Raw genomic sequence first — 12,192 nt, forward strand, 5'->3', positions numbered from 1 at the left:
ATGTACAAGAAATTAAAACATCTCTTTCTCCTATTTCTAATTTTCTTATGTTCCCCATTCGCTTCAGGTCAGAGCCATACCAATGACTCCCATTCTCCTGAACGTATCCTGCTTGATTCAGAGATCACTCATGGAGGAAACTACCAATGGAAAATGATCAAAGCAGGCGACGTGAACGCACTTGGCGAGACAATCTCTCAACCGGGCCTCCAGACCTCGGAATGGATGCCGGCCATCGTTCCGGGAACCGTCCTGAACTCCCTGGTATACAATAAGAAATACCCTGAACCCTATTATGGAATCAACAACAAGTTGGAATCCAAGCTGATTCCTGACATATCGGAAACAGGACGTGATTTCTACACCTACTGGTTCCGCACAGAATTCACCGTCCCTGAATCCTTCAAGGGAAAAAACATTTGGCTCCAACTCGACGGAATCAACTATCGGGCGGAAGTATGGGTGAATGGAAACCTGCTCAGCACCATTCACGGCATGTTCATGCAGGATTACATCAACGTGTCGGAATTCGTTAAGATAGGTAAGAAAAACGCGCTTGCCATTAAAGTATATCCCGTCGATGTTCCCGGTAGTGCCAGGCCCAAAACATGGGGAGCTGTAGGTGAATTCCATAACGGTGGAAACGGCAATATCGGTCTGAACACCACCATGCTGATGACAGTGGGATGGGATTTCACCTTCATGGATGGTATTCGTGACCGTAACACCGGTATCTGGAAAAACATATCCCTTTATACAACAGGCAAAGTAGCTCTTCGTCACCCCTTCGTTAAATCCGAACTGCGGAAACCCGGCTATGACCAGGCCCGCGAGTCAGTGTCGGTGGAAGTAGTTAATCCCTCGAACAGCTACAGCGGAATTAACTGCACAGTAAAAGGCGAAATCCCCGGTGAAAACATTACTTTTGAGAAATCACTTCGAATTCTGCGTGGAGAGGAAAAGGTACTGACCTTCACTCCCGAAGAATTTCCCCAACTGGTGATCAACTCACCCCGTTTGTGGTGGCCTGTTAATAAAGGACCCCAGAACCTGTATAACTTAAAACTGACCGTGTCCGTTGACGGAGTAGTCTGTGACTCTGTAAAAACAAGATTTGGCATACGTGAAATCACTTCCGACACAAACACTCCTGATAAATCCCGCGTATTTTATGTCAATGGCAAACGCCTGTTTATCCGTGGAACTAACTGGATTCCGGAAGCCATGCTGCGAATTTCCGATGAACGTACCTATGCCGAACTGCGGTATACCCGTCAGTCCGGTGTGAATCTGGTGAGAATGTGGGGAGGCGGCATTGCCGAATCCGATTATTTCTTCCAGTTGTGTGACGAACTAGGTTTGTTAGTATGGCAGGAATTCTGGATGACAGGCGATACGAAACATCCCCAGGATAAAGGTTCGTATCTGGCCAATGTCACTTCGACGGTAAAACGTATCCGTAACCATCCTTCACTGGCCTATTACGTGGCTTCCAATGAAAGCTCCGAGGTGACGGGCACCCCTGAACTGTTGATGAAGCTGGATGGTACCAGAGGTTACCAGATGCAATCCGAGTGTGCTGGTGTACACGACGGAAGCCCTTATAAACAAGTGAACCCGATGCAACATTATGAGAATACGGCTTCTCCCCGTGGTAGTCGTGTAGATGGCTTTAATCCCGAGTATGGAGCTCCGACGCTTCCTACGGTGGAAATCCTTCGCGAGATGATGGATGAGAAAGACCTTTGGCCTATTAACAAGAAGGTATGGGATTATTTGGACGGAAACGGTTTTCATTTGATGACTACCCTTTATACAGACTTGGTGAATCAATATGGTGAATCTTCATCCATTGATGAGTTTGCCCGCAAGGGACAATTGCTGGGTGCCATAAATTCAAAGAGTATCTGGGAGGTATGGAACTACAACAAGCTGGATTATGGTGACCGTTTTTGTTCGGGGCTGCTGTTCTGGTATCACAACTGCTCGATGCGTCAGGTGGCTTCCCGTATGTGGGATTGGTCTTTGGAGCCGACAGCGTCGCTTTATCATACAGCCAACTCGCTGGAGCCGTTGCACGCACAGTTTGATTATCTGAAAAATACCGTATCGGTAGTGAACGACTTTTATCGGGCTTTCAATAACTATAAGGTAGTGGCACAGGTCTATGATATCGACAGCCGGAAAGTATTGGAAGAATCTGCTATAGTGAATCTTCTTGAGGACGGAGTCGCGAATGATGTGCTGACGATTCGTTTTCCTGAGAATATATCTCAGGTTCATTTTATCAAGCTGATTCTGAAGGATGAAAAGGGGAAAGAAGTTTCTTCGAACTTCTACTGGCGTTCTAAGGATAAATATGAGGGAAAGACCACGCTGACGGGTCCTGCCACTTCAGGTTTCAAGCAATTGGGTGATCTCAAGCCTGCCAGAGTGAAGTTGTCATATAAGGTTAGGGAAGAGGGAAACCGTTACTTTGTGGATGTGACTCTGAAGAACAGCTCCAATCGCATTGCTTTCTTCAATCAGCTGCAGTTCTTGAATTTGAAGATGAGTCCGATCCGCCCATCATTCTATACGGATAACTTCTTTACGTTGATGCCTGGAGAGAATAAGGTGGTAACCATTGAGACGGGTAAGGAGAAATTGGGAGAAGGTGCTATGTTGGTTCTGAAGGGATGGAATACAGAGAGTCAGAAGTATAAACTGAAATAACAGGGACAAGAATAGTAATTTAGAATAAAAACTAAAACAAGCGTATAAAGTGAGACGACTCTACACACTTAGTATCTTATTACTACTTAGCTGGGGAATATTTGCGCAGAATAGCTATGACCTGGTAATTGTCGGTGGAAATCCCGGGGGCATAATGGCGGCAATTGCCGCCGCCCGCGAGGGTAAAACTTCGGTAATTCTGGAACGTACCAGCCATGTGGGTGGACTTCCGGTCAATGGACTGGGGGCGACGGATATTGCTACTCGTCAAGCAACTACAGGGTTATTTTCTGAGTTTACATCGAGAGTAAAACAATACTATATCGACCGATATGGAGATAAGTCACAACAGGTGAAAGACTGTAGTGATGGCTTTCATTTTGAGCCTTTAGTTGCAGCCTATGTTTACAAACAGATGTTGGAAGAACACAAAGACAGGATCAATGTGCTTTTGATGCGGCAGTTTGATGCGGAAGACAAAAATATCTCACTTAGAGACGGACATATCGAAAGTATCCGCATATTGAACCGGGAAACGGGACGGCACGAAACCTATTTCGGTAAGATCTTTATAGACGCTACCTATGAAGGAGATTTAGGTGCTGCCGCCGGTGTTCCATTCCGTGTAGGTAGGGAGAGCCGTGAGGAATTTGGAGAACCGGGAGCTGGACGTACTTATGAATACTGGAAAAGTTTACCCGCAGAAGGTAGTACGGGACAGGCGGATAACGCAGTACAGGCATATAATTATCGACTTTGCCTGACTGATGATCCTGCGAGACGTATTGCTTTCCCAAAACCGAAATCTTATAATCGGAAAGAGTACGTGTCCCTCATAGAAGATGTATGGACTGGGCGAAATACTCAGCGTGTGATGGCAGAAGTGACAGACGAAATGATGGAAGAAAACCGCCGTCACATAGCCGGAGGAAACCATAGTAAATTACCCGGAGACAGTTGGGGAATCCGGAAATTGAGTAGCTTAGTTAAACTCCCCAACCGAAAGGTAGACGGGAATAACCAACATGCCGCATTCCTTTCTACCGATCTTCCCGAAGAAAATTGGCCTTGGCCTACTTCCTCCTGGGAATGGAGAGATAAATTTGCTGAACGTCTAAAGGATTATACATTAGGGTTGTTCTGGTTTGCCCAGAATGACAGCGAACTTCCCGAACATTTTCGCAAAGAGATATCACAGTGGGGACTTGCGAAAGATGAGTATGAGGATAACGGATATTTTCCTCGTCAAGTATATGTTCGTGAAGGGCGCCGATTTGAAGGAGTGTATTTTTTTACGGCCAAAGATGCGTTACCTGTGTCACCGGGTAAACGTCCGCCCCTGCACTCAGGCAGTGTGACCGCCAGTCATTATGCACTTGATTCACATGCTGCCCGTAAGCGGGAAACTGGACGAGTCCACTTGGATGGATTTATCAGCTATCCTACTGCTGTATATACAGTTCCTTTAGGTGTAATTCTTCCCCGTAAGGTGGATAACCTGTTATTGCCAGTACCTGTATCCGGTTCACACATCGGCTTTTCTACATTACGTATGGAACCTTGCTGGATGGCATTAGGACAGGCAGCAGGAATTACAGCTTCTCTTGCTATAGACCGGAAGACCTCAGTGCGTGCGGTTGATATAGCCATCCTGCAAGACATCCTTATCAGAGAAAAGGCTACATTGATTTATTATCGTGATGTACGTCCGGAAGATAAAGATTTTCCTATGGTGCAATATCTGGGATTGAGGGGGTATTTGACCGAATGGGATGCCGACTTACAGAAGGCGGTCGATGAGGCTACACTAAGAAATTGGGAGAAACTTTGTGGCTTTAAACTGAAAGCAACTTCAGGAAAGACTTTAAGAGGAGAAGTGTTGAAAGAAATATTCAACGTTCGCAAGTGATCCTCTGAAATCTTGGCGGGGTATTATTAAACTGTTTGTAGGGTATTAATGGTCTATATCTTAACTATTAATAATCTACATCTGCAGTTATTAATACTCTATAATCCAACTATTAATAGCCAATAATAGACTATTAGTGTGCTGAAAATAAACTATTTATAATAAAACAATTGGATGCACTTACGAAAGTTTAATTAGATATATAAGCGAACTCAAAAGTGTAACTTTATTGATAAAATAAAAGACAAAATGAAATTAAGACTTTTAATTTATTTGGCAACAGGGCTATTCTTATGTGGATTTTCCACGTTGCCTTCTTTAGATGTTTCATGTGAAAAACAATTTGAAAAGTGGGTGATAGGCCCATTTGTGCGCCCTGAAAAAGGTAATCCGGTCATTTCCCCACAACCGACAGCTTTTGACTGTCCAATGCAAAAGCAGGAAATCAAATGGGAAGAAAGTGATACTTTTAATCCGGCAGCTACTGTAAAAGATGAAAGATCGTTGTACTCTATCGGGCAGAAGACAACTCCGCACAGGGGATAGGAAAAAGAACCTCCCGTATTGGATATGCCGAAAGTACAGACGGAATAACAATGTCAAGGTTGAAAGCACCGGTACTCTTTCCTGCTGAAGATGAATTTAAAAGCATTGAGTGCCCGGGTGGTTGTGAAGACCCTCGTGTAGCGATGACCAAAGATGGATTATATGTAATGCTTTATACAGCATGGAACCGTCAAACTCCCCGCCTTGCCGTCGCTACTTCTAAAGATTTTTGAAGAACTGGACCAAACATGGACTTGCTTTTGAAAAGGCTTATGATGGTCGGTTTGCTAAGATTGCAAGTAAATCGGCTTCTATTCTTACAAAAGTGAATGATGGAAAACTAGTCATTGATAAAGTAGATGGTAAATACTTTATGTATTGGGGCGAATATGCTGTCTATGCTGCCACGTCTGAAAATCTGGTAGATTGGTATCCGGTATTGGATGAAAATAATCAATTAAAGAAACTGGCTAGACCACGTAAAGGATACTTTGACAGTCAGATGACAGAATGTGGTCCTCCGGCTATTCGGACAAAGTATGGTATTGTTTTAATGTATAATGGTAAAAATGATAAAAAAAGCGGAGATCCGACCTATCCGGGAGGTGCTTATTGTGCCGGGCAAATGCTATTTGACAACAAAGATCCTTATAAACTTTTAAATCGTTTGGATAAACCTTTCTTTGTTCCCGAAGCTTCTTTTGAGAAAAGCGGTCAATACAAGGATGGAACGGTCTTTATTGAAGGATTGGCTTATTTTAAAAAGAAATTATATCTTTATTATGGATGTGCCGATTCAAAAGTAGCAGTGTCTGTGTGCGATAACGTAAAGAACTTATTGAAAATAGACTGATATAATTTACTAGAGATAATAAGTTTGCACAGTTTGTCAAAGAACATCCGGATAGTATCTCATTAAGTTCCCTTTCGGAAGTTTTTCTGCGTACTTCTGTGAAACGTTTTATCAAAAAGGACAAATACTGGGAAGGTACAGTTGTCGTAAAGAATCCTCAAGAATGCTTGGCTGCTGCCATCACCTTGGATTTAAGAGATGCTGCGACTAAATCAGCTATTCGTCCGGCTTATTTTGATGACGGATATTTCTTTTTGATGCCGGGTGAATCTAAAGAAATCCATTTCCAAGTCGATATAGATAAAATAGTTGATGCACCCATTTTACAAATAGGAGGATATAATGTAAAACTGCAGAACATCTTACTAAAAGGAAAATAAGTATAGAAACGTAAATCACTACTTTTTTGTAGAACAACAGGGGGGATATTAGGTTATGGATATTTTCTCCCTGTTTTTAGCTAGTTTGAATAGATTTTTTCCTTTGTTGGTCAGAATATTGCGTTTTAAATGAATTTTCTTTCTTAACTTTGACGCCACAAATAAGGATATTAATTTCTTTAATATCGTTTGCGTACACGAAAATACAAATAATAGATAGTAACAACCAAATTTAGTACCAACAGGATTAGTGATTACTGCTAATTCATACAAATTAGAAAAGATTGTATATGAAAAAGAATTTTTTATTGACTTTACTTTTGTTCTGCGCCGCTTCTCTGGCAGCACAGAATTGGGAGCCTCTTTTTAATGGTAAGAACCTGAAAGGATGGAAGAAGCTGAATGGCACAGCTGAGTATAAAGTTGTAGATGGTGCCATTGTAGGTATTTCTAAAATGGGTACCAATAACACATTCCTTACTACGACTAAAAATTACGGAGACTTTATTCTTGAATTTGATTTCAAAGTAGATGATGGTCTGAACTCTGGTGTACAATTTCGTAGTGAAAGTACAAAAGACTACCAGAAAGGACGCGTACATGGTTATCAATTCGAAATCGATCCATCTAAACGTGCATGGTCAGGTGGTATTTATGATGAAGCACGTCGTGGTTGGCTGTATCCTTTAACAAAGAATCCGTGCGCGCAAACAGCTTTTAAGAACAATGCTTGGAACAAAGCTCGTATTGAAGCGGTTGGAAATTCAATCCGTACTTGGATCAATGGGGTACCTTGTGCTAATCTCTGGGATGATATGACTCCTGAAGGATTCATTGCTTTGCAAGTACATGCTATCGGCAATGCTGCTGATGAAGGAAAGACTGTCAGCTGGAAAGACATTCGTATCTGTACTACAGATGTTGAACGTTACCAGACACCGGAATCTAAGGTTGCACCGGAAGTAAATGCGATAGCTAATACTATTTCTCCGAGTGAAGCTAAAGACGGCTGGGTATTGCTGTGGGATGGTAAGACTACCAACGGATGGAGAGGAGCAAAACTTTCTACTTTCCCGGAAAAAGGTTGGAAAATTGATAATGGTATCCTGAAAGTGATGAAGAGCGGTGGAGCTGAATCTGCTAATGGTGGTGATATTGTAACTACACGTAAATATAAAAACTTTATCTTAACTGTAGACTTCAAGATTACTGAAGGTGCTAATAGTGGAGTTAAATACTTCGTTAATCCGGATATGAATAAAGGAGAAGGTTCTGCTATCGGTTGCGAATTTCAGATTCTTGATGACGACAAACATCCTGATGCTAAACTAGGTGTAAAGGGTAACAGAAAACTTGGTTCATTGTATGATCTGATACCGGCTCCGGTTGAAAAACCTTTCAAAAAGAAAGAGTTTAATACGGCTACTATTATTGTAAAAGGTAACCATGTTGAGCATTGGTTGAATGGTGTTAAGCTTATCGAATACGATCGTAACAATGATATGTGGAATGCATTGGTGGCTTACAGTAAATACAAAAACTGGCCGAATTTTGGAAATTTTGAAGAAGGGAATATTCTTCTGCAAGATCATGGAGATGAAGTATGGTTCAAGAATGTGAAGATTAAAGAACTGAAATAAGAAATAAAATGGAGATGTGTCAAATTCTCCTTTTAACGAAATCACCCTCACTCCAACAATCTGTGGTGAGGGTGATTTTTAGTTTATGAAAGCTCTGACACATCGTCATTTTTTACAAAATCCTTGTCATGTGCCGTTCTTTTCAACATTTGTATAGACAATCTTCTGATGGTGACAGTTTGCTCTATGCTTGGTTTCCGTCTATGCATACTCGGGTAGATATTATTTTATCCAGTCAGTACTCAGAAGATAAATTATTGTTAGTCATTGCAACTATACAGGATATATTGCGACAATTAGAAAAGACTGCCAATTATTATGATGCGGATAGCGAACTTGCACAAATCAACCAAACAGCCTCTTTAGATCCTGTGAAACTCAGTTCATCTCTTTACGAAATGATTTCTTTATGTCTGGAATATCACAGGAAAACTTTGGGTTGTTTTGATGTTACTGTCCATTCTGAACATTATACCCGAAATACGATACAATCGGTACAATTGTCTGCCGAAGATCAAACTGTTTTCTTTCAGAAAAAGGGAACAACCATTAATTTATCTGGTTTCTTGAAAGGATATGCTTTGGAACGGATTAGAGAGATATTGGAAAGTTATGCAATAAAAAATGCATTAATAAATATGGGAAATAGTTCGGTATTGGCAATAGGAAACCATCCTAACGGCAAAGGGTGGAAAGTCGATTTTGGCAAGCGGATTCATACAGGAAAAGATGGTGAAGATAATGCTTTGATCTTGTTTGATGAATGTCTCACAACTTCAGGAAATAATTCTGCCGAGCACAAACATTTAATTTCTCCTCACAGTGCTAAATTGGTAGAAGGTTGCAAGCAATTAGCGGTAGTGACAACTAATGGGGCTATTGGAGAAATATTTTCTACCAGTCTATTTGTTGCTGATGAAGAACAGCGTGCATTATTAATTGATCGGTTTCATTTGAAGACAGTCATTGAGTTATAGACGATATTGTTGTATTTGGGGCACATTTTGTTACATAGTAGAATGGGATTGAGCATTTGATCCTAATTTATTAATTATCGGTTTATACTTTATCCTGTTTCTATTTATTTTTATTTTCATTTGTATCATTGATACATAAACTAATTTTTTATGAAAATCAAATCTTTGTTGTTAGGGCTCTTTTGTTGTTGCATTTCAGCAGAAGCGCAAGTGTTATTGAATAAAGAGGCAGGGAAAAATAGTTTTCCTATTGTTTCGCCGTCCTCAAAGGCTGTTGTTTGTTTTGATGGAAACGATGAAATTGTGGTACGTAAGAGTGTTTCTTTATTTGTAGAAGATGTTAATCGTGTAACGGGTCAGACATTGGAGATCGTAGAAAAGGAACCGGGTGATGTATCAGCACGTTACGCTATTATTGTAGGTACTATTGGTGAAAGTGAATGGATCAACAAATTGGCTACTCGAAATAAGATTGACACTACATCTATAGCAGGGGGGTGGGAAAGATATTTGATAGAGAAGGTTAGTAATCCTGTACCGGGTATCAAGAATGCAATTGTAATTGCCGGTAGTGACAGACGTGGTACAGCTTATGGACTTCTTTCTATATCCAGAGCAATAGGAGTCTCTCCTTGGTATTGGTGGGCCGATGCTCCGGTAAAACACCTTAAACAGCTGAATGTAAACGTCAATAAGTATATTTCGAACGAACCGACAGTAAAGTTCAGAGGCATCTTTATCAATGACGAAGATTGGGGACTTTATAAATGGTCAAAAGAGAATTTTGAAAAAGAACGTGGAAACTTCGGGCCAAGAACGTATGCGAAGGTTTGTGAGTTGTTACTACGTCTTCAGGCCAATTACTTATGTCCTGCTATGCACGATGCGTCGATGGCATTCCATCGGATTCCGGAAAACAGATTAGTGGCAGATAGTTTTGCCATTGTCATGGGATCGTCACATTGCGAACCATTGCTGTTTAATACAGCTAGTGAATGGAAACGTGACAAAATGGGTGAATGGGACTATATCAATAACAAAACAGGTGTAGATAAAGTTTTGAAATCACGTGTTGAAGAATGTGCTCCTTTTGAAAATGTATATACATTGGCTTTACGTGGATTGCATGATAAAGCAATGAATGCCAGCAATGATATGGCCGATAGAAAGAAGATGCTTCAGGAAGCCCTCATGGCGCAGAGACAAATGCTGGTCGATGTCATTGGCAAACGTGCAGAAGATATTCCTCAAGCTTTTACCCCTTACAAGGAAGTATTGGATGTATATGATGAGGGGTTGGATCTTCCCGATGATGTGACTATTATCTGGCCGGATGACAATTACGGCTATATGAAACGTTTGAGTAGTCCGAAAGAGCAGAAGCGTTCCGGACGTTCTGGTGTATATTATCATTCTTCTTATTTGGGCAAACCTCACGATCACCTTTGGATGAATACGGTTTCGCCTACTTTGATGTATGAAGAGTTGCGTAAAGCTTATGATACGACAGCCGACCGTATCTGGCTACTGAATGCCGGTGATATTAAATCCTGTGAATTTGCAGTAGACTATTTTCTGACAATGGCTTTTGATATCAACGCCTTCAATTTTGAAAGAGCAGCCAATTACCGTACTGAATGGATGTGTGGCATGTTAGGAGATGAATATCGGGAAGAATATCAAGATGTGATTAACTCTTTCTACAAGTTAGCCTTTGAGCGTAAACCGGAGTTTATGGGTTGGGGCTATCAATGGGCAACAGACAAACATGGGAATGAACGGAATACAGATACCGACTTCTCATTTACAAATTACCGGGAAGCAGATACTCGCTTGGCCGAATATACCCGCATTGGAGCTATTGTTGAGAAGATACTGAATCAACTGCCGGATGAAAATCAAAAAGCCTGTTTTTATCAGTTGTTATATTATCCGGTAAAAGGCTGTGAGTTACTTAATCAGATGGTCTTGAATGGCCAGAGAAATCGTTGGTATTCCATTCAGCAGAGAGCAGCTACCAAACCTTTGGCAAATAAGACAAAGGTTTGTTATGATAGTCTGCAAATAATCACGGACGGATATAACTCTTTGTTAGGTGGAAAATGGGATCATATAATGACCATGAAACAAGGTTTTGCCTCCTCTTATTTCAAACTTCCGGAATTGCGCACAGTTTCATTGGAAAATGATGCCTCTTTGGGAGTGATGGCGGAAGAGGAAGACGTATTAAAAGGATTGAAAAGTTTCCACTCATTACCAGCTTTTAATACCTACTTACGTCGGTCATATTATGTAGACGTTTTCAATAAAGGTACTGCACCGTTAAAATGGCAGGCAAATGTTTCAAACGATTGGATTGTATTAAGTAAGAAAGCTGGTGAAACAGCTACTGAAGAACGTATTGATGTATCAATCGATTGGACAAAAGTTCCTGTAGGCGAAAGAGTGTTGGGAACATTGGAAATCTTGTCTGCCAGCGGTGAAAAAGAAAATGTTTACGTTTCAGTATTCAATCCTTCCTCTCCTTCGTTGGCGGAGATGGATACCTTGTTCGTTGAACATAACGGCTATGTCTCAATAGATGCAGCAAGTTTTCATCGCAAAGTGGAGAATAAAGATATCAAGATGATAACAATTCCTAATCTGGGTGTTGAAAATACAGCTATCCAATTGGGTAACCCAGTGGCTCCACCACAGCGTACGGCAGGACGTAGTACTCCACGATTAGAATATGATTTCTACACTTTCGAACAAGGTTCTGTAGATGTTTATACGTATGTCCTGCCAACATTTGTCCTATGTAAAGACAGAGGATATGCCGGACATGAAGCAACGAATGTCGAAACAAAATATGGTGTATGTATCGACGAAGGTCCTGTGATGAATCCATCTACTTCTTCTTTTGAGTATGCACAACTTTGGTATGAAAGTGTATTGAAGAATTGTAGAATCAATAAGACGACTTTGCATATAGACAAACCGGGTAAACATACGGTAAAGATTATTTGTGGAGATGCAGGAACAGTTATCCAAAAGATTGTTTTGGACTTTGGTGGAATGAAACGTTCTTATATGGGACCACAACCGACAAAGAATAAATAAGTATCTTAAAATAGAAGCTATAATTAAAAAGAATATTTTGCATTGTACTGGATAAATTCAAGAGTGGACT

Annotated in this window: 5 protein-coding genes and 2 pseudogenes; all 7 read left to right on the plus strand. The window is 40.9% G+C overall.

The features are described from left to right. The 7 genes and pseudogenes from EJF25_RS17530 to EJF25_RS17560 all read left to right on the plus strand — a co-directional run bounded on the left by EJF25_RS17530 (position 1) and on the right by EJF25_RS17560 (position 12,122). On the plus strand, positions 1–2,715 hold the full coding sequence (locus tag EJF25_RS17530; RefSeq protein ID WP_125042143.1) for a glycoside hydrolase family 2 protein: 2,715 nt from the start codon (positions 1–3) through the stop codon (positions 2,713–2,715). A gap of 49 nt (positions 2,716–2,764) precedes the next feature. Then, entirely contained in the window at positions 2,765–4,624 is a 1,860-nt protein-coding gene (locus tag EJF25_RS17535) for an FAD-dependent oxidoreductase (protein WP_125042144.1), read from the plus strand. Between the two features lie 249 nt (positions 4,625–4,873). After that, positions 4,874–6,023 (plus strand): annotated as a pseudogene (locus EJF25_RS17540) (beta-1,2-mannosidase). Between the two features lie 47 nt (positions 6,024–6,070). Continuing rightward, a pseudogene (locus EJF25_RS17545) lies at positions 6,071–6,403 on the plus strand (glycoside hydrolase family 2 protein); the annotation flags it as partial. A gap of 290 nt (positions 6,404–6,693) precedes the next feature. Next, positions 6,694–8,043, plus strand: a complete 1,350-nt coding sequence (locus tag EJF25_RS17550; protein WP_125042146.1) for a 3-keto-disaccharide hydrolase — start codon at positions 6,694–6,696, stop codon at positions 8,041–8,043. Positions 8,044–8,171: 128 nt separating this feature from the next. Beyond that, positions 8,172–9,020 (plus strand): FAD:protein FMN transferase, encoded by an 849-nt coding sequence (locus tag EJF25_RS17555; protein ID WP_125042147.1) that lies wholly within the window; start codon positions 8,172–8,174, stop codon positions 9,018–9,020. 150 nt (positions 9,021–9,170) lie between these two features. Beyond that, entirely contained in the window at positions 9,171–12,122 is a 2,952-nt protein-coding gene (locus tag EJF25_RS17560; RefSeq protein ID WP_125042148.1) for a glycosyl hydrolase 115 family protein, read from the plus strand. Positions 12,123–12,192 lie beyond the last annotated feature (70 nt).

Source organism: Bacteroides faecalis, assembly GCF_003865075.1.
In the GTDB taxonomy this organism is placed as follows: Bacteria; Bacteroidota; Bacteroidia; order Bacteroidales; family Bacteroidaceae; genus Bacteroides; species Bacteroides faecalis.

What these genes read in the sequence shown, in the direction of transcription:
- EJF25_RS17530 (WP_125042143.1), top strand. Translation starts at nt 1, where the DNA reads ATGTACAAGAAATTAAAACATCTCTTTCTCCTATTTCTAATTTTCTTA.
- EJF25_RS17550 (WP_125042146.1), top strand. Translation starts at nt 6,694, where the DNA reads ATGAAAAAGAATTTTTTATTGACTTTACTTTTGTTCTGCGCCGCTTCT.
- EJF25_RS17555 (WP_125042147.1), top strand. Translation starts at nt 8,172, where the DNA reads ATGTGCCGTTCTTTTCAACATTTGTATAGACAATCTTCTGATGGTGAC.
- EJF25_RS17560 (WP_125042148.1), top strand. Translation starts at nt 9,171, where the DNA reads ATGAAAATCAAATCTTTGTTGTTAGGGCTCTTTTGTTGTTGCATTTCA.